This is a genomic window from Pseudoalteromonas sp. B131b (assembly GCF_037162545.1).
In the GTDB taxonomy this organism is placed as follows: Bacteria; Pseudomonadota; Gammaproteobacteria; order Enterobacterales; family Alteromonadaceae; genus Pseudoalteromonas; species Pseudoalteromonas fuliginea.
Window position 1 is genome coordinate 3,722,533 of the sequence record NZ_JARLUZ010000001.1, and the last position, 26,306, is coordinate 3,748,838.

General features: G+C 38.5%; 19 protein-coding genes and 4 pseudogenes. 8 read left to right on the forward strand and 15 right to left on the reverse strand.

The genetic code is table 11. The annotated features are described in order from the left end of the window. Window positions 1-252: 252 nt before the first annotated feature. Complete coding sequence (locus P4S65_RS17060; protein WP_007376869.1) at window positions 253-1,110, forward strand: PA4780 family RIO1-like protein kinase; 858 nt, start codon at window positions 253-255, stop codon at window positions 1,108-1,110. Window positions 1,111-1,137: 27 nt separating this feature from the next. Here P4S65_RS17060 and P4S65_RS17065 read toward each other — a convergent pair whose 3' ends face one another. From P4S65_RS17065 to P4S65_RS17085, 5 genes and pseudogenes are all read right to left on the reverse strand, one after another. Next, on the reverse strand, window positions 1,138-1,812 hold the full coding sequence (locus P4S65_RS17065; RefSeq protein ID WP_033023590.1) for a response regulator: 675 nt from the start codon (window positions 1,810-1,812) through the stop codon (window positions 1,138-1,140). Between the two features lie 39 nt (window positions 1,813-1,851). After that, window positions 1,852-3,295: pseudogene (locus tag P4S65_RS17070) on the reverse strand (ATP-binding protein). Next, entirely contained in the window at window positions 3,295-3,825 is a 531-nt protein-coding gene (locus P4S65_RS17075; RefSeq protein ID WP_096793520.1) for a hypothetical protein, read from the reverse strand. Before P4S65_RS17075 ends, P4S65_RS17070 begins: the two are co-directional and overlap by 1 nt. Window positions 3,826-3,834: 9 nt before the next feature. Then, window positions 3,835-5,490: a YHYH protein gene (locus P4S65_RS17080; RefSeq protein WP_337120646.1), complete on the reverse strand. Its 1,656-nt coding sequence runs from the start codon at window positions 5,488-5,490 to the stop codon at window positions 3,835-3,837. Between the two features lie 33 nt (window positions 5,491-5,523). After that, complete coding sequence (locus tag P4S65_RS17085) at window positions 5,524-6,132, reverse strand: flavin reductase family protein (protein ID WP_337120647.1); 609 nt, start codon at window positions 6,130-6,132, stop codon at window positions 5,524-5,526. Window positions 6,133-6,252: 120 nt separating this feature from the next. On the opposite strand from P4S65_RS17085, the pseudogene P4S65_RS17090 reads away from it, so the two are divergent. Together P4S65_RS17090 and P4S65_RS17095 are read left to right on the forward strand one after the other, a co-directional pair. Then, window positions 6,253-7,775, forward strand: a pseudogene (locus P4S65_RS17090) (deoxyribodipyrimidine photo-lyase/cryptochrome family protein). Window positions 7,776-7,777: 2 nt separating this feature from the next. Further along, window positions 7,778-7,912, forward strand: a complete 135-nt coding sequence (locus P4S65_RS17095; RefSeq protein WP_337120648.1) for a DUF2256 domain-containing protein — start codon at window positions 7,778-7,780, stop codon at window positions 7,910-7,912. Window positions 7,913-8,218: 306 nt separating this feature from the next. On the opposite strand, the gene P4S65_RS17100 is transcribed toward P4S65_RS17095, so the two are convergent. Beyond that, window positions 8,219-9,706: a dipeptidase gene (locus P4S65_RS17100; protein ID WP_337120649.1), complete on the reverse strand. Its 1,488-nt coding sequence runs from the start codon at window positions 9,704-9,706 to the stop codon at window positions 8,219-8,221. A 137-nt stretch (window positions 9,707-9,843) separates the two neighbouring features. On the opposite strand from P4S65_RS17100, the gene P4S65_RS17105 reads away from it, so the two are divergent. Then, window positions 9,844-10,035 carry a DUF2986 domain-containing protein gene (locus P4S65_RS17105; RefSeq protein WP_007376860.1) on the forward strand — a complete coding sequence of 64 codons (192 nt, stop codon included), beginning with the start codon at window positions 9,844-9,846 and terminating at the stop codon, window positions 10,033-10,035. Between the two features lie 2 nt (window positions 10,036-10,037). Here P4S65_RS17105 and P4S65_RS17110 read toward each other — a convergent pair whose 3' ends face one another. From P4S65_RS17110 to P4S65_RS17120, 3 genes and pseudogenes are all read right to left on the reverse strand, one after another. After that, entirely contained in the window at window positions 10,038-11,000 is a 963-nt protein-coding gene (locus tag P4S65_RS17110; RefSeq protein ID WP_008136985.1) for a TDT family transporter, read from the reverse strand. 214 nt (window positions 11,001-11,214) lie between these two features. Beyond that, window positions 11,215-13,361, reverse strand: a pseudogene (locus tag P4S65_RS17115) (TonB-dependent receptor). Between the two features lie 334 nt (window positions 13,362-13,695). Continuing rightward, window positions 13,696-14,991, reverse strand: coding sequence for a methyl-accepting chemotaxis protein (locus P4S65_RS17120; RefSeq protein ID WP_008136983.1), 1,296 nt, complete (start codon window positions 14,989-14,991; stop codon window positions 13,696-13,698). Between the two features lie 929 nt (window positions 14,992-15,920). Between P4S65_RS17120 and P4S65_RS17125 the strand changes: the two genes are divergently transcribed. Further along, window positions 15,921-17,204, forward strand: a complete 1,284-nt coding sequence (locus tag P4S65_RS17125) for an MFS transporter (RefSeq protein WP_149615305.1) — start codon at window positions 15,921-15,923, stop codon at window positions 17,202-17,204. 92 nt (window positions 17,205-17,296) lie between these two features. Here P4S65_RS17125 and P4S65_RS17130 read toward each other — a convergent pair. From P4S65_RS17130 to P4S65_RS17140, 3 genes and pseudogenes are all read right to left on the reverse strand, one after another. Next, window positions 17,297-18,009, reverse strand: a pseudogene (locus tag P4S65_RS17130) (DUF1499 domain-containing protein). Window positions 18,010-18,116: 107 nt separating this feature from the next. Beyond that, window positions 18,117-19,457, reverse strand: a complete 1,341-nt coding sequence (locus P4S65_RS17135; protein WP_096793531.1) for a DUF1501 domain-containing protein — start codon at window positions 19,455-19,457, stop codon at window positions 18,117-18,119. Between the two features lie 10 nt (window positions 19,458-19,467). Then, window positions 19,468-21,375, reverse strand: coding sequence for a DUF1800 domain-containing protein (locus tag P4S65_RS17140; protein WP_337120650.1), 1,908 nt, complete (start codon window positions 21,373-21,375; stop codon window positions 19,468-19,470). Between the two features lie 171 nt (window positions 21,376-21,546). On the opposite strand from P4S65_RS17140, the gene P4S65_RS17145 reads away from it, so the two are divergent. Continuing rightward, window positions 21,547-21,762, forward strand: a complete 216-nt coding sequence (locus P4S65_RS17145; RefSeq protein ID WP_007376172.1) for a hypothetical protein — start codon at window positions 21,547-21,549, stop codon at window positions 21,760-21,762. Between the two features lie 55 nt (window positions 21,763-21,817). Here the strand turns inward: P4S65_RS17145 and P4S65_RS17150 are convergent, their stop codons facing one another. Genes P4S65_RS17150 through P4S65_RS17160 form a run of 3 tightly spaced genes read right to left on the reverse strand, consistent with a single transcriptional unit; the run spans window position 21,818 to window position 24,467 of the window. After that, the gene (locus P4S65_RS17150; protein ID WP_033023292.1) at window positions 21,818-22,792 is read right to left on the reverse strand and encodes a sensor histidine kinase; all 975 of its coding nucleotides are present in this window, start codon (window positions 22,790-22,792) and stop codon (window positions 21,818-21,820) included. Then, on the reverse strand, window positions 22,785-23,336 hold the full coding sequence (locus tag P4S65_RS17155; protein WP_033030793.1) for a heme NO-binding domain-containing protein: 552 nt from the start codon (window positions 23,334-23,336) through the stop codon (window positions 22,785-22,787). Before P4S65_RS17155 ends, P4S65_RS17150 begins: the two co-directional genes overlap by 8 nt. A gap of 15 nt (window positions 23,337-23,351) precedes the next feature. Further along, window positions 23,352-24,467, reverse strand: coding sequence for an HDOD domain-containing protein (locus tag P4S65_RS17160; protein WP_337120651.1), 1,116 nt, complete (start codon window positions 24,465-24,467; stop codon window positions 23,352-23,354). Between the two features lie 214 nt (window positions 24,468-24,681). Between P4S65_RS17160 and P4S65_RS17165 the strand changes: the two genes are divergently transcribed. Both P4S65_RS17165 and P4S65_RS17170 read left to right on the forward strand, forming a co-directional pair. Beyond that, window positions 24,682-25,812, forward strand: a complete 1,131-nt coding sequence (locus tag P4S65_RS17165) for an ISAs1-like element ISPsesp1 family transposase (protein ID WP_337120652.1) — start codon at window positions 24,682-24,684, stop codon at window positions 25,810-25,812. A gap of 50 nt (window positions 25,813-25,862) precedes the next feature. Beyond that, the gene (locus P4S65_RS17170) at window positions 25,863-26,183 is read left to right on the forward strand and encodes an alpha/beta hydrolase-fold protein (protein ID WP_149615300.1); all 321 of its coding nucleotides are present in this window, start codon (window positions 25,863-25,865) and stop codon (window positions 26,181-26,183) included. Window positions 26,184-26,306: the final 123 nt, after the last annotated feature.

A 26,306-nucleotide genomic window follows, 5' to 3' on the forward strand; every position in this document is an offset into this window, starting at 1 on the left:
AACGCAAACAATGTGCAAACAATAGGGAAGTAGTAAATTATTTTGATAAAAAAATTAATTTAAAAAGTTATGGTTGATTGCATTGCAATCAATATATAAGCTAATAAAATAATACGATTAATAACTGACGAGCAGTTGCGTTACTGCCCTTAATTCTCAAAGCTGATATACTGCTTGAGCCAATTAAACAAACAAATACAGAGCACTTTCATAAATAATGATTAATAACCAACCCTACTTAGCAGGCAATCTGTGAAAATACCTAAACGCCTACAACCTCTTGTTGATGATGGCCTTATTGACGAAGTTATAAGCCGACTAATGAGCGGCAAAGAAGCCGATGTATTTATTGTGCGTTGTGGTGAACACATACGCTGTGCAAAAGTGTATAAAGATGCCGTTAAACGTAGCTTTAAAAAAGCGGCACAATACCAAGAAGGCCGAAAAGTACGTGGTGGACGCCAAGCCCGTGCTATGGGCAAACGCTCTAGCTATGGCCGTCAATTAGAAGAAGAGATTTGGCAAAATGCCGAAGTGGATGCGCTATCTCGTTTAGCCGGTGTGGGTGTACGTGTACCTGATACTTACTTTTGTATTGATGGCGTGCTGCTTATGGAGCTCGTGTCGGACGAGGATGGTAACGTAGCTCCTCAACTTGGACATGTCGTTTTTAGTGAAGAGCAAGCGATTGAGCAGCATAAACTCATGATGCATTATATTAAGCTTATGCTTTGCGCAGGTATAATACACGGTGATTTATCTGAATTTAATGTACTTGTAGATAATAACGGCCCTGTAATTATAGATTTACCGCAAGCAGTTAACGCTTCAGCAAATAACAGTGCACAAGCTATGTTTGCACGCGATGTAAATAACATACGCCGCTACTATGGTGAATTTGCGCCAAGCATACTAAAAACTCAATACGCTAAAGAAATGTGGGCATTATTTGAAGAGGCCAATTTAACGCCTAATTCAACGCTTACAGGTGAATTTGAAGACAGCGACGAACTTGCCGATGTAGATTCTATTCTTGATGAAATCCAAGCGGCAGAATATGAAGAGTTTGACCGTTTAGAGCGAATTAAAAATGCTGACGATGATGAGTAGCTCATCGTCATAGCTCACTAATCCCCCTTACTGCGGGTGCACAAATCGGTAGCCAACCCCATAAACAGACTGAATAACACTTTCAGTTTGTGTCACTTCATCTAGTTTTTTACGCAACTTTTTAATATGGCTATCAATAGTACGATGGCTCACAATACGCTGATCGGCGTACATAGTGTCCATTAAACTATCGCGCGAATAAATACGATTTGGGTTGTTAAACAAAGGTTTAAATAGCTGAAATTCAAAGTTCGTTAGCTCTATGCTGCTTGATTTGTATTTTACGTTGTAGGTGCTCTCATCAAGCTTCATTGTTGACTCTGTAACATCACTTGCGTTATTTAATCGCCTTAATATAGCTTTTACGCGTGCCACCAGCTCAGCATAACTAAACGGCTTACAGATATAGTCATCAGCACCTAACTCTAGTCCAAGTAATCTATCTATTTCTTCGACTCTTGCCGATACCATAATAATAGGCACGTTTGAAAAGCGCCTGATTGCTTTACACAATTCAATGCCACTTTGGCCAGGTAACATTATGTCGAGTAAGATTACACTCGGGCTGTTAATTTCAAGCCAAGGTAATACTTCATTCCCGTGATGTATTTGATGAGTGATAAAGTGGTGGCTGCTTAAAAAGTCACTCATTAAGTTAGCTAACTTTACTTCATCTTCCACAATCAGAATTTGTTCACTCATAGGCATCTCTGTAAGTAACCTCAACTTTATTTTTATAAACTAAATCGTCGGCAATCTAATAATAATGGCAAGACCACCTAAACTGGCTTTTTTAGCAGCTATTTCACCATTATGGCCTTTAACTATATGCTGGCAAATAGATAAGCCTAAACCAGAACCCCCTCTTGGCGATTACGCGAACTATCTACTCGATATAAATACTCAAACAAATGCGATAAATGCGACTGCTCTACACCTACGCCATTATCTTCAATTATAAGCTCTAAGTAGGTTTGCCCTTTAATACTTATATTGCTAGCCGTTAATGAAATAGTTGAGCATTGTGCATAGTGTACTGCGTTCATTAAAATATTATCGAGTAGCTGCAAAAGGCGTGTTTTATCTGCTTGTACAGTTATGTGTTTAGCGCTATTTAGTAAATGAATTTTTATATTATGTTGTTCAAGCACAACCTGATATTTTTGCTCAATAGTATTTAATAATAACGCCATGTCAGTAGGTTGCATAGTGTAATGCATACCCCCTAACTCTGCGCTATTGAGCATATGCAAGTCGTCTATTAAGCGTTTTAAATGCAAAGCTTCATCGTTAGCCGAACTTATATTTTTTGTGTTCGGTTCTCGTATACCAAGTAGCATAGCTTCAAGTTCACCGAGTAAAATGCTCATTGGCGTCCTAAGCTCATGAGAAATATTAGCAAGCCATCGCTTACGTACTTGCTCATCTTTAGCGAGTGTAAATGCAAGGATATTAAAATCTTCGCTTAATTGGCCTAATTCGTCTTTTCGCTCAAGCGTAAGTTTGGTCTCGTAATTACCTTGCGTTAAGCGATGCATACCGTTAGCAATTTGCTTTACTGGGCTAACTAAGTGGCGAGACAATAAAAAGGTAACCAGTAATGTAAGCAATACCGCAGCTAAAGCAATAAACCATAAGTAGTTAGTTTGCTGCTGTAAAAAATCAAGCTCATAACCATCAACCAAGTTATCTCTTTTGGAAACAGCTAAGTAACCCACTGTTTTATCGCCCACTGTAATTGGGGTTGTTATATATTTTAAATCACTGAGATATTTACCCACTACTCGCTGTTTATTTTCATCAAGTAATGCGTAGTGAGCAATATTGTCCGGTGGTGGGCGGCGATCCATCCCTAAACGAACATGATCTGGCGGCGGTCGTCGCATCATCCCTCCCCTGTGACCCGGACCTTTTGGTGGTCTAGGTAAAAACTGGCTATTTTCTAGCTGCGATTCAACAAGCTTTCTAAAATTTTCGTCATCGCCAACAACGCGTTGCCATGAGGGGGTTTGTTCGTACTGTCTTGACAGCTGCGCAACAAGTGGTTCAAGCGCTTTCACCTCTTTTGCATTAACAAAATCAATTACGCCTTGGCCTATACTCCATTGTATAAGTACCACCAGTCCTGCAATAACACTAAAGGTAAAACTAAATAGTATTAAAAAAGTTTATTATGAATTTTCATTAATGCGTGTTTTCAACCTTGCTAGGAAAGCTTTCAAATCGGTATGTTATAAACTCTTTGCTTTGATCGCTAACATACAACGTAGCAACTATTTTTTTGCCTTGAACGGTCCAATACATATGACCATGATTATTTAAAGTAACCGATACGGTATTTATACCAGTTTTAAATAAGTTAGCAGGTAAATGCAACGCTTGTCCGTAAATTCGCTGTATTTTAACCCCATTAATGTATAAATGAGCATGACCTTGTAAAAAGCCCGTGTCATCGTTTGTAGTAACGCTCATCATTTGCTGCATGTTCATCGCGCCCTCAGGGGGTACAGATAAATCATAGTTCTGTGTATCTAAAATTAAGTTATAACCCGACATACTATCTTTTAATAACTTAAGGCTTAATGCCGGGATTGGCGTATCACTTGGCACTGCTATAGGCATATGACTATGATCCATCATTTCCTGCCGCGCAAAGAGCTTAAAGCTCAATAGCGCAGCAGTAGTTAGGATCAATGCGTATTTAAAATAACGCATAGTTACTCCTTATATTCCCGGTGGTGGACCCATTGTTTCGCCCGTATCACAGCGACCAATTGAATTATCGGCTAATTGACCTTTAAAACGAGGCCCTATTTGATAAGGAAAAGAAGGCTGTAATTTACCATCGCTGTCTAACGTTAGTGTTATATGGTAGTGATAACCCTTGCCATCGTTAGTATCGTGGCCGTTATGCTCATCTAATTGAGCACCGGTTACTGTTTTTTGTGCGTAGTAATAATCTTCAAAATAATAACCATCGTCGGCATTTAATGTATTACCAGAGAGCGTCGTTACTTCTGCGCCAATAGCAGGACCTGCATCACTTGTTTGTGTACCTTGGCTAACATCGTATTGATCAACTAAGGTACAGCTTCGCTCGCCCTCAGTACCACAACCACCCTCACTTTCTGATGCGCCATAATCACGCATTTCCCAGCCGCTTAATGCAAGTTGACCGTTACTTTCATAAGGACCATAAAGCGGATAGCCATCAGCTGCAAACCCATAAATAGGTGAATGCGCATCGCCATCATCTTCAAGTAAATCAGCTAAGCAACTCGTATAAAAGTGATGATGATATTCCCCGTTAGCAGCATGTCCGCCACACACATCAACATCGTATTGCTCAGCAATGGGCGCTAATGTATACCAAATGTTATTACCGTAGCTCATACCATCGCCCCAGTTAAATATACTGGTGCCATTAACCATTAAGCCAACTGTACCTAAACCTGTTTCGCAAGTTTCAGTGTCAGATAAATCGGTAGGTGTTAGCGGAAAATACGCTTCAACCGCTTGTTCTGTTGGGCAACCCGGTCCTGGAGGCCAATAGCCTGCACCGCCTGTGTCATCGCAGTTTTCAGTGCTGCTGTTATAGCCAATATCTTCACCAAAAGAAATGGTTTGCCCTACTGCTGCAGAGGTTACACCGTTATAAAAATCGGTAGCTGCACGCGGGCGGTTATTTAACGCGTCTACTTGGTCTTGTGTAAGCGTTACATCATATTTAGGAATGTCAGTTGTTTGCACATACATGTATTCAACGTCAGCATCTTCCTCAGTAACGCTAACAACCTCAACTGATTGAACATCTTCAACCACTGCACCATTATTTTGTATGTATGTAGAAGTTGTATCCTTGTTAATTAACCAGCTGGTAAGCTTTGCACTATTATCAACTGTATCTGAGTCTGATGAAGCAATAACATTAACTATAACTGTATCTACAACGACATCGTTTGTGCCATCATCTGCACTGATCTCAAATACAAGTGCTTCATCGGTTAAAACTTCAGGTGCAACAAACTCTGTAGACGTTGCAGTACTTGAAGATAAACTAACGGTAGTGCCTGATGTTTGTGACCAACTAACCGATACTTCACCGTCATCTTCAACCGTTGAACTTAAATAAACGGTATCGCCCGCATTAACAGTTTGGTCAATACCAGCATCAACCGTTGGAGCACTATTACTGACTGTATCGGCGTCTGTTGCAGTACTTGTTGAATCGCTATTACATGCGCTTAAAGCGATACAAAGCGCACTTAACGCAAATAACTTAGTTGCATTAGCGGCTTTTGTTTCAGGAAATGTTTTCAATGCTTGAACCTTTACTTTAACGTTTAATAAAACAAAGTTAACAAGTAAAAGTGCAAACAATGTGCACAAACAAAGGAAAAATCTATATTAAAATTACAACTGTGGCCTTTTAAGCAAAAACTTATCTTTGGTTGTACTAAAGTAATCGCCGCCCATTTTGCCCACTGCATTTAATAATTCAGGGTCAATATAGCCACCACTCATCACTTCATCGTCTATACAAATACCCACTACATCCAGCAACATCATTTTTCCACCGCCAGGCTCATTTGAAATACTAATAACTTCGCGTAACTTACATTCAAACCGTACTTTTGAATCGGCAACGCTTGGCGCGTTAACTAACTTACTTGGAGCTTGGGCAATGTTAGCTGCATCAAATTCGCTTATATCACTAGGATAATTTGCACAACTTTGATTCATTTTTTCAACTAGCTCTTGGCTAACTATATTAACCACACACTCTTTAGTTGCCATTAGATTACTGAGCGTATCTTTATTCGTTTTATCACTAGGGTTTACTTGCGTAACACTTAAAACAGGTGGCTTGCAGCTAGCCACACTAAAAAATGAATAAGGCGCAATATTCGCAATACCTTCACTATTTAATGTACTTATCCATGCGATAGGCCGTGGGCTTATACCGCCTACTAAGTAAGAGTAAACATTTTGGTTGGTATTTTCGGTGAGATCTAAAAACATACATTTCCTTTTAATACATTAAAACTAAATCTTAATTCAAGGTAGTTACGTATAGGTTTGGCTAACTCAATTAAATAACAAGTTAATTTTTATTTCTATTTAAAGCAATAAACCAATTATATGAAAATAAACATCGTGTGGTTTAAACGTGATTTACGTCTTAGCGATCATCAACCATTAAAAAATGCATTTAGTAATGGCTTACCGACCCTGTTACTTTATAACTTTGAGCCATTACTGCTCGAAGATGCACACTACAATGAGCGGCACTGGCGCTTTGTGTATCAATCAATAGTTGAGTTAAATAATCAGCTAGCGCGTTTTAACGCCTGTGTTTATGTATTTAATTTAAATATGAGCGATTTACTTGAATCGTTAAAGACGCAGTTTGAAATAGTAAATATATTTAGCCATCAAGAAATAGGCTTAAACAATACCTTTGAGCGCGATAAGGCAATAAAAGCATGGTGCCAGCATAACCACATTAATTGGCAAGAGTCGCAAACAGGCGCGGTAATTCGCGGCAAAAAAATCGTAATAATTGGAACGAACGCTGGCAGCAAACAATGCAAGCACCAATTGCGGTTCCTAATTGGAAAAACATAAAAACAATTACCCTCAACAACTACCAAGCACCAGCGCTACCAACTACCTACACGCAAGATCACGACAGCTTTCAACAAGGCGGTCCGCTGCATGCGCGAACTGTAATGCAGAGCTTTTTTGCCGAGCGTGGTAAAGGTTATCAAAAAGGAATATCGAGCCCAAGTTTAAGCCAAACCCACTGCTCTCGGCTTTCCCCGTATTTAGCGTGGGGGAACATTAGCCTTAGGCAAGTGTATCAAATGGCCATTGATGAATATCATTCAAAACACCCTGACAAAAGAGGTTGGAAACGCCCACTAGCAGCGTTTGTATCGCGCTTGCATTGGCACTGCCACTTTATGCAAAAGTTTGAAAGCGAGTGCTCTATGGAGTTTTTAGCCCTTAATCCGGGTTATCACGTATTTCCGTATCGTGATGATGAACGTGTGAAAAACGATATTGAACGCTGGGCGCAAGGTCAAACTGGTATTCCAATTATTGACGCTTGCATGCGCTGCTTAAAAGCCACCGGTTATATAAACTTTAGAATGCGCGCCATGCTTGTAAGCTTTGTAACGCATCATTTAAATATAAGCTGGCAGCAAGCAAGCTTTCCTCTCGCTAATTACTTTTTAGATTTTGAGCCCGGAATACACTACCCACAAATTCAAATGCAAGCCTCGGTCACAGGTATTAATACCATTAGGCACTACAACCCAATTAAACAATCAGAAGATCAAGACCCAACAGGTTCGTTTATTAAAAAGTGGTGCCCCGAGCTTGAAAAACTCCCTATTGAATATTTACATCAGCCTTGGGAGCAAACTCCGATGGAGGCACTCTTTAACGACTTTAAGTTAGGGGAGGATTACCCTGAACCCATGCTTGATTTAACAGCGGCTTCAAAAGAAGCACGCGAGCGCTTATGGCAATACCGTGAGCGAGCCGATGTTAAACGCGCCATAGGCAAAATTCTTAAAAAGCACGTTGGGGGTACTCAAAAAGTTACTCGAACAAAAAGTAAAACGGATACTAAAAATAACAGTAAGGCTAAGTAAGCATGGCGCACAAAAAACTAAACTTACCTCAAAAAATATGCCCTATTTGTAATAAACCTTTTACGTGGCGTAAAAAATGGCAGCGCGACTGGGATAACGTTATTTCCTGTTCTGAGCGCTGTAGGCGTAATAAATAAGAGTAATAATTAACTGGCATCTATTTTTCAATATAATCAATTATTTAGTGGTTATGAAGAGATAGTCGAACAGGTATCGCAAGCGTGGAATAAATTTATCTTAGCTCCTGAAGCAGTTAAAAACATATACTCTAGTGACTGGATAAAATTGATTTAATCTTTATGCAAATTGGTGTAATTACACTGACTATGATAACTACGATAGATACAATCTTAGTTTTGTAGCCCAATTTAATAAGCACAAAAAAGCCGCCTTGCGGGGGTAACTTCAGTTAAACAACGCGGCTTTTTCTAAACAACTACAACTTACATATTACCCAGCTCTATCATCATCGCTGTGTACATACGTAAATTTAGCTCAAGCTGCTCAAGTGTCATAAATTCATGCTCTGAGTGACCGGTGTAGCGCTTACCTGGCATTGAAGGGCCAAACGATACCGCATTATCAAACAGCTTTGCGTTAGTGCCACCACCTATTGATACAAAGTCAGCTTTTTCGTCGCCCGTAAAATGCTTGAAAATATCAAGCAGCTTTTGCGCATGCGGCGCGCTATCAAGTAGCATAGGTGTGCCAATAATTGTTTCTATATTGGCAAACGTTACATTGTTAGTGGCTTGCCAATTAGCGAGCGCATCATCAATTTGCTTTTGTAATACAGCTTCGTCTTTACCCATAGGGCGACGTGCATTTACAGCAAGTGTTAGCGCATTACCATTGCGCTCAATAACGGTTGGTGCCACTGTCATCGGGCCCATAAAGTTGTGCTTGTAAGCTATTTCGCCAAACTGTTTACCGTGAATGTCTAAACCAATTAACTGATTCACAAAGTCGATTAGCTGGCCGTCACTGTTATTTTCAAGCTCCACGCCTTTAAATAACTCAGCTAAATAAGCAATGGCATTTATACCCGACTCCGGCTCAGATGAATGCGCCGACATACCTTTAACGCTTATTGCTAAGCTATTACTTTTTTCACTAAAGTTAAATTCAACTTTATTTAATGTTTTAGCTTTTGCTTTTAATATATTAATAAGTGCTGCGTTTGCATTGTGCAAAACTAAGCTTGCGTCTTCTGGAATTTGGCTTCTAAACGCACCGCCAGTTACATCCTTTACATATAAACCCGTCTGTGGTGATGTTGCATTAAAAGTAGGTGCAATTAAGCTCCAGCCTTTCTCGGCAACCACTACAGGGTATGATGCATCAATCGTTACTGCATATTTTGGTTGCTCATACGTTTTCATAAATTGAGTAAGCGGACCCCAATCAGACTCCTCAGCAAGGTAAATCATAAGCTCAATACGGTTATTAAGCGTTATGCCTTTATCTTTAATTGCTTTCATGGCGTAAAGCGCTGTCGCTATTGCGCCTTTGTCATCCTCAGTACCACGACCAACTAATTTACCGGGCTCAGATGTATCAATAATAAAAGGGCTTTGTTTCCATTTGCTAGCATTAGCAGGCTGCACGTCGCCGTGGGTTACTACCGTTACTTTTTCGCTTTGCTCGCCCATACCAATTAATACGGTGTACCCTAAATCTTGATAGTCAAAACCAAGCTCTGCAGCTTTCATTCTTAAAAGTGCTTTAAAGCCAATAAAATCGGGATTTTGAGGAGCGGTAATGTCGCTTTTATTAACGGTCGGAAAAGCCACTAAGTTAGTTAGTGTGTGTATTTGAGCATTTTGGTAGGTATTTACTGCGTAATCGGCAACGCTATCAATATTTTTATTTAGCTGCGCATGAGCACCAAACGCAAATAAAGCAATACTGGCTAAAGCTAACTTTTTCAAAACAATTCCCATTTAATTAATAACTAAGAGCATTAATTATAACGCTATGGGAGGCTTACATATAGCAATTTGTGGCAGGCACACAGGTAACGTAAGGTAAATATTTATATAGCAGCTTTTATGAGGATGGCTGTATAATGCGCGACTTAAAATTAACAGAGTATTTAATTGTGAACCGTCGTAAAAAAATCGTCACTAAATTTCAAAAGAAAGATAAACGCACTAACGCTAAATTGCATAAAAGCAACAAACCGTCTTATGTATCAAAAGCTGAGCGCGAAAAACTAGCTGAACAAGAAAATAATGAACCACAGGTAATCCAAGAGTAACTTTACGTTACCTGTTGCTTTGATAATTTAAAGTGGCAAAAGTACCGACCACTTACATAACATACCACTGCCGTGGCAACTATAAGCTCAAACGTAGCTAAGTAATTAACTGTATCTACATATGATATTGCGAGGTTTATACTTTGCATCCAGTCTTTCATTTTAAATAATGCAGTTGCCCCAATAACCATTGGAAACGTAAAAGCAGCGTAGCTCGGCGTAAAAGGTCTGCGTAATAACTTTATAAATAACACATAAACAATCAGTGTTTTTATTATCGCTAATATAAATAATGCCCCCACTATAACAAGTGATGGATTAGCTACAATATGAAAATACCCCGCTAATGTTAAACTGGCAGGCGCAGCTAAAATGGCAAGTGTTGGCTGTATTTCGTAGTCACTTTTTAATGCTAATAAAAAACGATAAAACATAATTGGCAGCATAATACTGTACGTTGATATACCAATTACCAGTGCGCTGTGAGCTAACCACGCTAATGTCGGATTTCCCGAAAAAGTAATATCTGCAATAATTATCCCCACTGGTGGCACAAACCAACTGGGCGCCATATCTTCAAAATTAAACTTTTTTGCTCGCTGGTATAAAAAGCTCACCAAAAATATGAGATGCAGCACAAAAGCTAAAACCCACATAATATCGCCAACTAATGGGTTAAATTGCCCAACTGAGTTTGAAATAACAAGATTAGCCATTGCAAATGTAGGGATCACACTTCCTGCAACTGGGTGAGCTAAATCGGCTTTTAATAAATGAGGGTGTAGTAAAAACTTAGCAGCCAAAAGTAAAACTAATACGCCAGCTAATACCGATCCCAAAAATTGCCCTTGAGAGTTTAAATTAAAAACGTTTTCCCATGTCCACCCCATACTAGCAATACCCAAAGCTAAACCGGCCATAGCTGTTGGCGCACCCATCACTTTATTTTTAAATTGCTTAAACACTGTATTTCCTAATCATTGGGTGATGAACAAGTTACTACTTTTTACTGCACTTCCTTAAAATAACGCTGTAAAATAGTACAAGCGTGCTTAATAGAACGCTTTTTGCGTACAAATATTTCATAAAAAATAAGCTTACGGCTTAATTATTAAAGCGCAAAAAAGCCATAACATGGTTATGGCTTTTGCTTTATTTTAAATTTGAATATGAGGTTAATTAAAACGCATAGCTAGCACTTATATTAAATGAGCGCCCCTGTCCTGCAAGTTGTTCAAACCCGTTGCTGCTATCTTGTTTAAGTGCTGCAATGCTTACGCCACCTAATGGGAGTTGGTAGTACTCATCAAACACGTTACTCACTTCTGCGCTTAGCGTTAATGCATCCCATGTGGCTTTAGAGCTTAAATTAACCAAGCTGAAGATGTCTGTTTGGTTTTCAAAACGATTATTATCTACACGGCTTTTAGTATCGACCCACTGCCAAGATAACGCATTTTCAAATCGACCTATTTGCTGGCTAATACCTAGCTGAGTTTGCAATGGTTTAATTTGATAAAGCGGTTGGTTAGTATCGTCTCGCTTGCCTCTGGTATTGGTAACATTAGCGTGTAACTGCCAATTGCCTAAATTCTTAGATTCATAAATGTTGGCTGTTAAATCTATTTTTGCACCATATAAAATGGCATCTACATTAGTAAAATGCAAAATGTTACGCGCTGTATTGTCCAAGTCATAACTATTGAAGCTTCTTACACTATCAGCATCAATATAATCATTCACATCTGTATACCAAACATTGGTGCTTAATCGCCAACCATCATCTTTAGCCGATTTAATATAAGTAGCACTTAAAGTATGCGCTGTTTCAACGTCTAAATCAGGGTTACCAATATAGCCATTACCATCGCCATACCAACCAATCATGGTGGTTGCCATATTACTTACGCCCCAGCTGTATCGCTCGTATAAATTAGGCGCGCGGTTTTTACGGGCAAGACCAAATTGCAGCTCATCATAATTTGTTATTTGGTAGTTAATTAATAAATTAGCGTCAACTACAGTGTCGGTTTTATCTCTGTCGCCAGCATTAAAATTCTGTGCAGCAATAGTGTTATCTGTAGACATATCGCTCATGGTCATACTGCTCATATCGTCCATATCCATCATGCTCATACCGTCGTTGTAAGGCTGAACCTCACCTACTTGGGTATTAACACTTTCAATACGTACACCTGCGTTTAGCCACAGTTTTATATTTATTTGGCTCTCAAATTCAGCAAATGCCGCTATGCGCTCTCGTTTACCGTTATTTATATTTACGTAATCGTCTGGTCCCATCATGGTTGAGCCTGCAATACCTGGCCACCAGTCGTCAATGCTGTAATTGTAATATTCTTGAGCGAGTAAAATACTGCTATTTTTATCAAGCGCAATACGCCATTTAAGCTGCGTACTTATATCTTGTGCATCGGTTTTCATTGGCATGATGCCTGTTTTTTCTTGGCTAAAAAACCCATTTCGTGCTTTACACTGTGCCAATTAACTTGCCCTTCAAGCTCGCTGTTATCAAAAGAGCGTTTGTATTGAACTATTGCACCGTAACTGGTGTTATCAGTCATATCCATATACTGATTTGCAAACCCCTGATACGGGATTTTTTGATGTGTTAGCTTTATAACTAATTGCTGTTTATCATCGCGCATTGCTGCGGTTAAGCTATGATTTTGTGCGCGATACAATGTATCAAGCACTACATCGCCGTTACCGTCTTCATAACTATCTGCGTCACTAAACGAACCCTGATAATTAAGGCTAAACGTGTCGCTTGCTAAACGAGCGCCTACACCAAGTTTACGTCCGTTATCAACGCTACTGTACTTTGCTGACACATAACCTGAGTGCCAATCTAATTCACTTTTATCGCTATACTGTGGTGAAATAGAGTTTACGCTTATAACACCGGCAATATTATCGCCGCCCGCGCTTACAGCCGACACGCCTGCAACCACATTGTAAGACGTAATTTGATTAGCCGAAATATACGAAAGTGGCGGGTTCATGTGATTAGCGCATGCAGCGGTAACATCTGCGCCATCAATTAACACTTTAACTCTGTCGCCCATTAAACCATTTAAAATAGGGAGGTTAGATACGCCGCCCGCGGCTGAAAAATCGACACCTAAATCACTTAATAACGATTCTGACGAACCAAGTGCTAAATGCTTATTTTGAGCATGTCCGTGTACTTCAATTACTTCTAAAGGCGTATCGTCGGCAAATGCAAAAGGAGATAGCACACCGCTAATAAAAAGTGCGACAGGGGAAAGTAAGTAAGTTTTTTGAGTTTTGCTTTTATAAACCATTGTTAATTTATGCCACTGTAATAATTGGCGTAATTATAGTGTGAACTGCAAAAGCAAAAGCGCGACATATTGTCGCACTTTATCAATTAAGAATGTTGTTAAATTGCCCCTAGACAGAACCCTTCGTGCAGCGCGTGTTTGGCATTTATTCTACGTTATCGCCTATTTATGAGGAATAAACACTACATAGGCTCTGCCTTACTTAAATACCAAACATACTGCTGAAAATTCAACCTCAAAAGATAAGCAGGCCATAAATAAAGGATGGTTTTAATTATAAAAAAGAGCCAACAGTAAAACTGTGACCCTTATATAAAAATGTATTCTTTAAATTTTATACATTTAGCTGCGACACAATTTCCGACACCTTCTCCGCCCCAGCTTCAATGTCTTTTATAACGTCAGATACTTCTGAAATTAACTCTCGCCCTTTAACCGAGGAATCAGAAACAGATGTTATTTGCTTTGAAATATCATTGGTCAGCTCTTGATTGTTTTTTACAACCGTTGCAATTTCATTTGTAGAACTACTCGTTCTTGCTGCCAATTGTCTAACTTCATCAGCTACTACTGCAAAACCTCGGCCATATTCACCTGCTCTAGCGGCTTCAATAGCTGCATTTAAAGCTAGTAAATTAGTTTGATCGGCAATACTACTTATAGTAGAAACAATTGATCCTATGACCGCAGATTGTTCATTTAGATTTTTAATTAACTCAACTGATTTAAGGACCTGATTTACGATGGCATCGGAATTTGCGATCGAATCGCTTAAAATACCAGAGCCTAGTACGGCGGTTTTAACCGTAGAAACGGCTGATTCGTGTGCAATCGCTGCGGCTTCTGTAACGGCTCTGTTACGCGACATGCGCTCAGTTATATCCGAAGCAAATTTAATAACCTTTATCACGTTTCCCTTGTTATCTAAAATAGGGTTATATGTTGCCTCAAGCCAAATTATGTCTCCATTTGCTTTTACTCGTTTAAACTGTCCTGATTTGAATTGCCCTTTCCCTAACTCATCCCAAAAATGTGGGTTTTTATCGTAAAACTCGTCGGTGCAAAACATCCTATGATGCTCACCTGTTATTTCATTTAGCTTATAACCGGTAGCAGACAAAAAGTTGTTATTAGCTGTTAATATTTCACCTTGAGGGGTAAATTCAATCGTTGCCAACGCTTTGCTTAATGCTTCTGCAACTGCTTCTTGTGCTTTTCTTTGCGTGTAATTAGCCGTAATATCAGAGGCTATTTTAATTACCTTAACGACAACCCCATCTATTTCAACTGGAAAGTATGTTGCTTCTAACCATATTTTTTCGCCTTGGGAGTTATATCTTAAAAAAGACCCACTCACTGACTTACCATCTCTCAGATTTTTCCAAAATTGAGTATACTCTTTCGATTCCGCATATGATTTTTCACAAAACATACGGTGATGATGACCAACAACATCCTTGGTATAACCTACTGTGTTCAAAAATAATAAATTAGCGTCTAAAATAATCCCTTCAGCCGTAAACTCAATATAAGCAACATGCTTCGTTATTGCATTTAATACTGATTCTTTTTGAGCGACTTGTAACTCAAGTGCTTCTATTTTCGAGTTACTTTTATTTATACCAAACATATAAGCTGCCTTAGGGTAAATGTTTAATCTGAATGAGCTGTTTATTTAAGCTCTATACTACAACTATAAAATTTAAATATAGGCAAAAATACAAATTTAATCTAATAAATTAGACTTTATGCGCCGCATCACACTAATTGACCGAAACTCTGGATAATCAATCTATCTCAAGTGGTTACTTTCAGCGCTAACTGCGTTTAATTTACTTGCAATAGGCCAGCTATTAACGCGTAAACTCGTCTTGTTTTCACAGAAAATCTCTGGCTAGAGGAAAAACTTCAATCCGAGTTTAGATTAACTATCTAGAGCCTGTTGATCTTCAAAAATTAAAATTCACTCTATCTTGGCCGATTAAATCGCGGCGTAGGCTAGGTAACTGATCCTGCTTACTCTACTGATTTACATTGACATAAGAGTGAGTAAAGACAGCGCATGCTTTGCATTTACGCTACGTTATCAAACGCTTATAGGAGTTAACCAGGGTACATAAGGCCACTGTGCTTAAAAGTAAACAAGTTCCTGTAAATTCAATTTCCAAAGATAAACGGGCTCAATAATAATCTATTTTATATATAAAAATATCACTATTAAATGCATAAATCGTATATATCTTATTTAATTTCAGTTTGGCACATGACGCCGCGCACTTTTTAACTTAATATAACCACCTGTTTATCTCTAAATCACGTCATTTTTTCTAGGGTCTGTTTATAGATTAAAATTCGTTCTATCTAGGTTCGATTTAATCGCGGCGCGAGTTGTGTAACCTAGTGGGCTAAGTAAAAACAGAGCAAAGCTTCAGCGTTCTGCTCACACCTTTTACCTACATCCATGAGGGAATAATCACACTAAAAAGCTCTGTCTTGCCTAAAAAATATACTGCAGTTAAATTCAATCTCGAAAGATAAACAGAATCTAGCCTATATAATATTTTTACATATTTTACTGTTGCTTTTATCTATGTATTTCACATCAATTTCAAAGGATTTTTTATGACATCAGATGTAACGTCGGCATCTAGTCAACTTAACAGAACCGCTATTTTACTTGTATTAGCGCTCGGTACATTTATTTTAGGATTATCTGAATTTTCGATGATGCCTATGCTGCCACTGATTAGCGAAACATTTGGTTCAACGCCATCACAAAGTGGTTATGCAATTAGTGCTTACGCCATTGGTGTTGTAGTGGGCGCGCCTATTTTAATGCTAACAACTGCTAATATGAGAAAGCGCAAAGCATTGCTCATTTTTATAAGCTTAATGTTTGTCTCAAACGGATTAAGCGCGATGGCAACGTCGCTTGAGCAACTTGTAATATTCAGATTTTTAAGTGGTTTACCTCATGGTGCATATTTTGGCGCAGCTATTTTATTAGCATCGGATATTGCCCCAAAAGGTAAGCGTGCTAGCTTTATGTCTAAGGTGTTTATGGGTTTAACTGTGGCTACTATTGTTGGTGTGCCCGTAGTTACACTTGTAGGTCAAAATTTAAGTTGGCGGTATTGTTTAGCCGGCGCTGCAGTGCTTGCATTTATTGCTTTTATTTTTGTTTATAAAGTAGTGCCAAATATCGATAACGCTAAACCCTCTAACTTACTAAACGAGTTTGGCGTACTTAAAAATAAACTGGTTTGGTCTATTTTAGGTATTGTAATTATTGGCTTTGGTGGGGTGTTTTGTATTTATACTTACATTGCCGACACCATATTAGTGGTAACAAAAACAGCCCCGTATACTATTTCTATCGCAATGGTAATGTTTGGTATCGGTTGTACGCTCGGTAACTATGTACTGGGTAAAGCAGCCGATAAATCTGCAATTAAAACCACTGGTCTTGCACTTGTATGTACCATTGTATTTGCCTTTGCTTATGTAACGGCAAGCCATAATATTTGGGCTCTTTATGCTGTGATCTTCTTTATTGGTTGCAGTGTGGGCTTGGCTACGCTGATTCAAACGCTTTTAATGGACGTCGCCCCCGAAGGCCACGCTATGATTGGCGCCTTAGTACAGTGCGCATTTAATACTGCCAATGCTATAGGCCCTTGGGTCGGTGGAATTGCAATAGCACAGGGTGCTGCACCTAATCAAACAGGTTACGTAGCAGCTGCATTATTTTTAGGTGGTTTGGGGATGTGGCTACTAAGTTACTTACAACTAAATAAACAGCAACCAACAGCGCAAGCCGCCAGTTATAGCAATCCACAATAATACTTAATCAATTTGAGGGATTAATTAGGCGAATTGATATTAAGCTGAGTTTTAAATAATAAACACAAAAAAGCCCAAACAACGCTTGGGCGTTATTTTGTTAGCTCAGTATTTATCTCATTAATTAATGTATGAATGCGCTGTGCATTTTTGCCTAAATCACTACGTCCTACTCGCGACTTACTACGAATATCGACAAAACGTTCACTGCCTTCATCGTTAATGCGGACAACGACATCATCTTTAAAACCAAACCATGTTGTTGTATCAGTCGCTTCTACAAGACCTAAACTTGTATCTGTGTTAACAAGTTCCCAACCCAAGTTTTTCACTGCTTGCTCTGTAGCTTCAAGCAAATCAGTTTTAGATTGAGCAAAACTAAGCGTTGCAAGTTCTGGGTAAGCTTTGCGTTGTTCAATTGCGGTTTCTTCGCCTGCATAGGCAACTGGGTTTGGCGCATCAACACGAAGTGGTGCAATAGCTACAAACTGAGGGGGTTAACTAAGTCGGTAGAAATATCATGTATTGGCGGCACACTTTTAGCTGTGTTCATCATATTTAAAGGCATTGCTATAGCCACTGCTGAAAATACAACCGCAATAGCTGCACTACCAAATGTCACGGTTTTACGCATAAAGATTATCTGTATTAAAAGTAGCACAAGTGCAGCGCCACCTGCATAAACGCCAAATCGAAAGCCTGTAAATGCAGTTCCTAGTTCTACAATACCAAATTTGTACAAAGGCCCAGGCAGAACGACCAGCAAAAAGGCAATTAAACTAACTAAGCTCACTAAAATTTTCATTTTATGATTCCTTTATTATGTGTGATTTTTATTATTAAACAGATAAACGCTATTAACGAGTAGCTTATACTGCCTATAAGTGCTTTTAGATTACTATTAGCGACTAATTACACAAAAAAGTCCAATGTTGTGTGATCAAAGTTACTTAAATTAGGAAAAATATCAACAAGCTCAGAGCTCGGCACACCAAACCACTGAGCCAATGTGGCAAAGTACTGCTCATTTGCAACGCTTGGAATTAAACGCCCGCCACTGGTATCTTGTGGGCCATCTAAATGCTGAGTTAAAAGCTCACCATATATATCGCCACCCTTTACTGCGCCGCCCATTACTATTTGATTCCCTGCCCAACCATGATCAGTACCATCGCCATTTGAGGTCAACGTACGACCAAAATCAGACATAGTAAACGCAGTCACTTTATCTGCCATATCAAGCTCTTTCATCGCACTATCAAACTCACTAAGCCCTTGGGCTAATGTGCTTAGCAATACAGGGTGAGTATCTAGCTGATTATCATGGGTATCAAACCCGCCCATAGACACAAAAAACACTTGGCGCTGAGTACTTAATTTTGACTGCACGCTAATTGTTTTAGCAACTGCTGCTAACTGCTCCGATAAACTTGTATCACTAAATGAAGTAATTAACGCTGGCGCTGTTTCTAGCGCATTATTCATCGCTTGGGTGTTATTAATCGCCGACTTGAAGCTATCAGCGTAAGCACTACTGAGGGGATGAACTGTATTACTCATAATCCGGTTCATTATAGTAGTTACATGTTCCATGCGCGGCTTATAATCACTAAATGCATTAATTTTACTTATACCGCTTTTATTAAGTGCAAATGCTTTTGTTTGATTACCCGTTTGCCAAAGGTTTGTACCATCAAGCGATATATTAGCGGCAAACTGATCTTGCTGCTCTAAGCGCTCAAGTAAACGTGCGCCCCACCCACTATTTAACGACTGTTTTTCACGCCCATACATCCATGATGCCTGCTGATCATTATGCGAGAACAAATGTTTGGGGATCGTCACTGTTTTATTTTTATAATCATCGAGAGTAGTAGGTGAGAGTAAAGTTCCAAGGCCGCCAACAAACGCTAGATTAGACGAATCAAACACACTTTTAATAGGCGCAAGCGAAGGATGCAGCCCAACTCCACCAACAAAATTAGTTGCACTATTAAGTGCTATAGGCGCCGAAACAGCAAGGTTTTGACGACTTTGTTCATACAAACTACGTTGCTCACCTTCTAATGGTACTAGCATATTAAGTGAATCATTACCGCCATATAAAAACACACACACCAACGCTTTGTAATCCCCCAACTCAATCGCATTTACTGACCCCGTTAATGCTTGCAGTTGTAAACTTGTTAACGCGGCCGCCGACACACCGCCTTTTAAACATAACGACAAAAACTGTCTTCTATTTATGCTCATTATGTCTCTCCTAATACTGCAGATTAAATTCAGGTGAAATAGCAATTATGTAAAGTAAATACGATACCCGTTCTCGATATTCGGCATCATTAAAGTATGCATCTAAATCAAGTAATGCTTGGCGCGTATCAGCACTCATTAAACCGGCAAAATATAAAACATTATACTGTTCAAGTAAGGCACCTACCCCGTTACTTTTTAAAAAGCTCATATCGCTCTTGATATAAACATATAACTCTTTGGGATTTAAATCATCACGTGCTTCTGCAGTTCCCCATACTAAACCTGAGAAATGCTCGTTCATAGTGCCAATTAATGTAGTATCACCCGCTATTTGTAATTCCGGTGCGACTAACTCATCACTGCGTAATTGAGCTGGCTGATAATCGGGTCTAAAAAAGTTAAATACAGATGGCGAACGCATTGGCCCCTGCCCATAATTATTTATTAAATTCCATGTTCTATACTCCCCTTCTAAAGACCTTGCATCAAGGTTTCGCCAAAATTGTACTGTTTTTAGTAAGGGCTCCTTAACTTTTCCTTGATAGCTTAAAACACTGCCAAAATGACGAGCCTCGTCATCCAAGTAAATAGCTTTAATGACAGCCGCTAAATCCCCACGCACACCATCGCCATTATCGTTAAACACATTAGCCACTCGCTCAATATATTGAGGGGTTGGATTTGATGTAATTAATCGTTGAATTAGTTGCTTAGTAATAAATGGTGCTACATTCGCGTGATTAAATAAATTATCGAGTGCTATTTGCAGTGATTCCTCTGGCCCATAGCCCTCAGGGATTACTTCATTATTTAAAAGTACTTTTTGTTTACTTGAATGGTATTCGCTAAATGCTTGCATTGGTTTAATATAATCACGGCTTTTGCGTTTAAACGTTTCACTATCGGCAAACGTCCAACCAGTAAATACCCGTGCAAAGCCTTCAATTTGAGACTGCCCGTAAGTGGCAATGGTATTCCCTTGGGCATCAAGCTTTGCGCTACCATCTTTATTTAGCTCTTCAAGCCCAATGGTAAATAACTGCATTACTTCACGTGCGTAATTTTCGTCTGGACGAATGTTAAGTGCATCATCTGCTTTTTCGTTACCTAAATGGCTTAAATAAGTCCCCATAATTGGCGAAAGCGTGACATCCTCTAGTAACTCCCGGTAATTACCAAATGCATTTTTAAGCAGTAAATCGTAGTAGGTAACCATTCCTTCTGGTTGAGAGCTTAAGCTGCTGTTGGCATCCGACACGACTAATATCTCGCTCAATGCAAATGCAACGCGCTGGCGAAGCTGATCGTCACTGCGCAAGGTCGCCTTCCACCAACCATCAATACGGTTGATATATCTAAAGTCATCTTGATCCGGACTTTTGACTAAATAACTTCGGTGGTATTCAATTGGCAATGCTATTTGGCTTTCAAGCCATTGCTGCTCACTTAACCCTTGGGCTTTGCGTATTTCATTAAGTGTTGGCCCCATACTACCTTGGTGTAGCAAACGTGCAGCAGCAAATTCATCCATCGCGTTTCTGGCAATAAAACTTACCGTTTTAACTGCAATAGCACCTTCGTTGTCCGTTGCAGTTACATTAAAGGCATACTCTTTTGGTGAATAACTCAATGCTGAAGGAATATTTATTATCACAGAGTTAGCAGCTATTGGCTCATCAAGTACCTTAAGACCAGCAGTTTGCTCCCAGATCACACTTGTTATTGTGCCGTCGTTATCGCTCGCTGTTGCAGTTAATTCAATAGTTTGGCTTTTGGTTATATCGCTTGGAATATTAGCCACAGATAAAATAGGAATTTCATTTCCGTTAATAGTTGGCGTATCATCTGAGCCTGAACCACCGCAAGCACTTAGTAGCAAAACAGAGCTTGCCATCAAAAAATATTTATAATGCATGAAAGTCGTCATCGTCTTTTAATAAAGGTACATTACCATGTACCGAGTTTGATGCATTTATTGAAACACAAAATTTACAATTTAACCCTTTATTTTTTGTAACCGAAGCTTGACTAACCCTCAAAAACACAAAAAATACGGTGGTTTAAATTAGCCTGGGCTTTATTATTTATGAAAACAGAAATTAGCTATCGTTTTGAATCTTCACAAGTTGCCAACCGATTTTCACATGAACTAAAAAATTGGTCTGTTAACGATGTAAAAACTCGTCTTTTTAATGGTGGCGACAGTGTAAAAGTAAGCTATGAGTATGACGAAAATGGGTTTGATTACACTATTGCAGAACTTGATGACCTAGCTGAGCGACACGCAGGTAAAGAAATATAAGTAAACAAAACCCCTCTCATACGTAATTTATTAAATATAAATACGTTAATTACTTTTAACACGCTAGAGATGAGTCTGGCAGTGTTATTATGGGTAATATACAACGCATTAGAGTGCCCTTGTTAAGCTCACTCTCAATTTCTATAGATCCCTTATGTTCCTTTAATACGTTATATACAATAGCCATTCCCATTCCAGTTCCCTCACCTACAGGCTTTGTAGTGTAAAATGGTTCAAAAATATGATTGACTGTTTTTTCATCCATTCCGCAGCCATTATCGGACACTTCAATGTAGATATTTTTCTCGTCTGAGAATAAATTAACAAGAATTTCTCCTTGCTGGTCTTGTACTAAATCACAGGCATATTTAGCGTTTAGTAAAAGGTTTACGAAGATTTGATTAATTGCCGACAAATTACAATAACTTAATGGTAACTCATCATCCGAACACGTTATGTTGCATGTTTTTAATTGATTAGCGAGTAACTTAATAGCCCCCTCTAGCGACTCTCTAATATTAGCCATAGCCATGGAATTATTTTTTGGTCTAGCAAAATTAAGTAAGTTATTAACAATTGCCGCAATTCGCTGTAATCCCTCATGCGTATCATTTAATAGTTCATCTAGATCATCTAAAATAAAATCAATATCACTTTCTTTATCAAGTTTTATTAGTAATGTTTCCATCTCTGCAGCAGATATTGATTTATTAATATATTGTTTTGCAACAGTCATTAATGCTATCAGCGTAGGTTTAAAAAATTTAATACTTTCAAGGTTACTTGTTACATATGCCAGTGGATTATTTATTTCATGGGCAACACCTGCCGATAGCGTCCCTAAAGTAGCCATTTTTTCACTTTGCATAAGAGTAACCTGCTGATTTTTTAACATGTTAAGCTTTTCTTCAAGATCTTGGTTTGCACAAAATAATGCGCGTGTTTTATCCTCAAGTAGCATCTCTAGTTCATCTCTTGCTGCTTTTTCACGAAGGTATGCTTTTTTGTAGTTGTGGGTATCTTCACTCATTGCCAATCTCATATTTAACTTCAATTACACATTTATCAAAACCATTATGCATACATTCAACATGATTTAGCGCCACCTCAATACCATAATGAGAGGCTGCACCAAAAATAAGCCCTTCAGCGCACATGCACAGCTGCCTTTTGGAATAGTAATGCATCAAAATAAATCCATCTTCAATAAGCTCTGCTTTAATTTCTGGTAAATTTGGCTCTTGATATAGTTTTGCAACTTCAACATGAATCACCTTATCGATACCCATAATTAAGTCCGCAAACCCATTAAAGTTTTCAACTATTGTAGGGTGCCGGCCCCTTAAGTGACCAAATAAATACTCACCAAATGCCTTTAAAACATCAGGCATAGACATAGATAAAGCATCAGCTACATCTTGCGCCAACCCCACTATTTCTTCATCTGGATAGCTTTCTGCTGAAATATAAATACGATCACTAGGTGCATTTTTTTCAAGTAAATCATCCCACGCAGCCATGCCGCACTTTTCAATAACGAGGGCTTCAAGTCCTCTAAAAATAACACCTTTCATACATCCCCTCGTGTATCACTTTTTAAAACTTAAAAACCATTGTTGTACATCTTCTAGTATTTTCAAATCATCAATAAAGTCATATTCAGTTTGATTAAACTCAATTACTTGCTGGCAATAAGCATGCTCAACAATCATATGAATAACAGTTAATGATATCCCCTCATCCACAGGTAAATCATCCAGTAACTGCGCCCTAACAATTGACTTTTCAAACCCCCAAAGCGCTAATAAGTAGGCACTAAGAGCGTACTTAGGCACGTTTTCATCTTCGTTATCTTGCACAATACACATAGCAGCTAATTCACCAATAACACTAAGCAAACCAACTGCAAATGCAAACAACTGTGTTTGCCTATCTTGCTTTAAATACTTAGCGAGCGATTGCGCCATACTTGCTTTTTTATATCCTTTATTAATTAACTCATTAAGCGTCTCTTGCTTAGCCTTATTAAGTAATTGTTGAGACAATTCAGAAAAAACCACAATCGCCTTTAAACTAACTAAACCAATTCTTATAATCGCCTCTTTTAAGTTTGTAGTTTGACTATCAAACCCCATAAATGCGGAGTTGGCTACCTGCAAAACTTTTCCCGTTAATACAGGGTCGTGGCTAATATTATTTTCTAAAATAGAAATGTTTGGCTCATTTATGTTTAACTCACTTAATAAGTTTTGAGTCACAATACCTAAAAATGGCAAGTCTGAAAGCTGCCCTAAAATAACGCGATGAGGAGCATGAATAGGAAGTAATTTTAATAACTTAGCGCTGTCTAGCACCGCGACTAAATGTTTTTGTGTAAAAGGTTTTACAAGATGAAAGTGGATTGTGTTGTTAACTTGTAGTTGATAGTTACTACTTAAATCACTGGTAAATAAACACCTTAAGGCTGTAGGACAGATCGCTTTAGCGTGCTCTAGTACTTTAAGCCCTGAAGAAAGTGGCATCATAGAATCACAAAAAATAATGTCGGGTGTTTTATTACTTCCTATGTAGCGTTCAAATTCATTAGGTAACTGTAAGCAGGCTACAGTTACATTTGCACATAAGCGGCTCAACGTTTTTGCTAGTGCACGTAATAGTAATTCGTCATCATCAATTAAAAGTATATTTATTTTTTGCTCATGCATTCACTATACCTTCGCTATAACGTATTAATTTCTAATCAAAGCGTAGTATAAATTCACAAATAGACATAAAACGAAAAGGGCCTAATCGTATTAGAGATTCATAGGATTAAGATAAAGCCATTGAGCTCTGATAGGATATCAGGGCGGGATCACACTTTGTAAATAAACAAATTTTATGATCTAATACCATAAATTTCATCACCTTAAACTTATTATGTCACTCTTCTCACATTTAGAACTCGTCAAAGATAATCGTTCACATATAAATCAGCACCATAACTTAGTTGATGTGCTTTTTCTTATTATTACTGCCGTTACATCAGGGTGTGAAAACTGGCAAGATATTGAAATATATGGCGAAAGTAAGCTTAATTGGTTAAGAGGATTTCGTTCTTTCAAAAATGGCATACCCACTCGACATAGTATTGCTCGGATTTTTAGAACCGTTGATACTGACTCATTACTACTCGCGATGTATAGCTGGGTCAATCAAAACCGCGTTAAGTCAGCGCATCCTGTCATTGCCTTCGATGGCAAAACTATTCGCGGAGCAAGTAAACACATTGCTGATAAATTACATCTCGTCTCAGCATTTGATTGTGAAGCAGGTCTCACATTATTCCACCAAACAGTTGGCAGTAAGACGAATGAAATACCGGCAGTTCGGGATTTATTGAAAATACTCGATATCAATAACACCGTCATTACACTTGATGCTTTGCACTGCCAAAAAGAAACGCTAAAACAGCTAATTAGCAGACATGCAGATTATCTAGTGCAAGCAAAGGGTAATCAAAAGAAACTTTATAGCGCGATTCAAGATGCATTTACACACCAGTATGAATCTGAAAACTCAGAGATACTTAGTCATGTAACACAAGATGAAGGGCATGGGCGAAAAGAAGTACACACGATAGATTGTCTTGATGCGCGTTTATTACCGAGTGAAATTAAAGAGAGCTGGCCATCAGTTAGGACAATCGTTGCGGTGCAACGAGAGCGAACGAAGGGTAATAGAACGAGTATTGACACACATTACTACCTAACATCGTTGACAGACAATATATTGATAAATAAAGCAATAAGACAACATTGGCTGATAGAAAATCAGCAACACTGGATACTAGATGTCGTATTTAAAGAAGATGCCTGTCAAATACATGAGCCATTAAGTGCGCAACATATGGCACTATTTAGACGCGTCGTTAGGAACATGATAAAGCAGCATACGAAAAGCAAGGGGTCAATAAGAAGTAAGTGTGTAAGAGCTTGTTATGATGATGCTTTTAGAGAAGAACTTCTTTTGGTTAACAATTTTAACAAAGTATGCTCGCGCCCTGGATAGGATATACTTAATTACTGCACAATTAATGTTAAACCAGCAGGTTAAATAGATTGAATGAAAAAGATATTTTTAATAGCACCTTTTTTATTAGTTTTATAAACGACAAGCTTCGCCCACTGATTAATAAAACATACCGTTCCAACTCAACAAATACTTTAATTGGTCAATCATTAGCTGGTCTGCTTTCAAGCGATATTTTATTTAATCACTCTGCAACTTTTAATTATTACGTAATAATTAGCTCAAGCTTATGGTGGGCCAATAATGAATTACTAAATAGCCCTTTTGAGCCACAATCGTTCCCTCAATCGGTTTATATTGACGTTGGTAAAGAAGGTGAATTAATGGAAGGCGATTGCATAAGAAAATAGTGCCTATTTTTGGTAATAAAAGCCAAGTGAAATTAGGCTATTTTAAAAACCTAGATCACGCCGATACTCTGCATTTAGCTGTATACGACGCTTTTACATAGATTAACTACCATCCAAAAAAGT

What these genes read in the sequence shown, in the direction of transcription:
- P4S65_RS17085 (WP_337120647.1), bottom strand. Translation starts at nt 6,132, where the DNA reads ATGTTTTTAGATCTCACCGAAAATACCAACCAAAATGTTTACTCTTAC.
- P4S65_RS17155 (WP_033030793.1), bottom strand. Translation starts at nt 23,336, where the DNA reads ATGAAAGGTGTTATTTTTAGAGGACTTGAAGCCCTCGTTATTGAAAAG.
- P4S65_RS17120 (WP_008136983.1), bottom strand. Translation starts at nt 14,991, where the DNA reads ATGTTTGGTATAAATAAAAGTAACTCGAAAATAGAAGCACTTGAGTTA.
- P4S65_RS17150 (WP_033023292.1), bottom strand. Translation starts at nt 22,792, where the DNA reads ATGAGTGAAGATACCCACAACTACAAAAAAGCATACCTTCGTGAAAAA.
- P4S65_RS17095 (WP_337120648.1), top strand. Translation starts at nt 7,778, where the DNA reads ATGGCGCACAAAAAACTAAACTTACCTCAAAAAATATGCCCTATTTGT.
- P4S65_RS17105 (WP_007376860.1), top strand. Translation starts at nt 9,844, where the DNA reads ATGCGCGACTTAAAATTAACAGAGTATTTAATTGTGAACCGTCGTAAA.
- P4S65_RS17065 (WP_033023590.1), bottom strand. Translation starts at nt 1,812, where the DNA reads ATGAGTGAACAAATTCTGATTGTGGAAGATGAAGTAAAGTTAGCTAAC.
- P4S65_RS17135 (WP_096793531.1), bottom strand. Translation starts at nt 19,457, where the DNA reads ATGAGCATAAATAGAAGACAGTTTTTGTCGTTATGTTTAAAAGGCGGT.
- P4S65_RS17160 (WP_337120651.1), bottom strand. Translation starts at nt 24,467, where the DNA reads ATGCATGAGCAAAAAATAAATATACTTTTAATTGATGATGACGAATTA.
- P4S65_RS17165 (WP_337120652.1), top strand. Translation starts at nt 24,682, where the DNA reads ATGTCACTCTTCTCACATTTAGAACTCGTCAAAGATAATCGTTCACAT.
- P4S65_RS17075 (WP_096793520.1), bottom strand. Translation starts at nt 3,825, where the DNA reads ATGCGTTATTTTAAATACGCATTGATCCTAACTACTGCTGCGCTATTG.
- P4S65_RS17140 (WP_337120650.1), bottom strand. Translation starts at nt 21,375, where the DNA reads ATGCATTATAAATATTTTTTGATGGCAAGCTCTGTTTTGCTACTAAGT.
- P4S65_RS17145 (WP_007376172.1), top strand. Translation starts at nt 21,547, where the DNA reads ATGAAAACAGAAATTAGCTATCGTTTTGAATCTTCACAAGTTGCCAAC.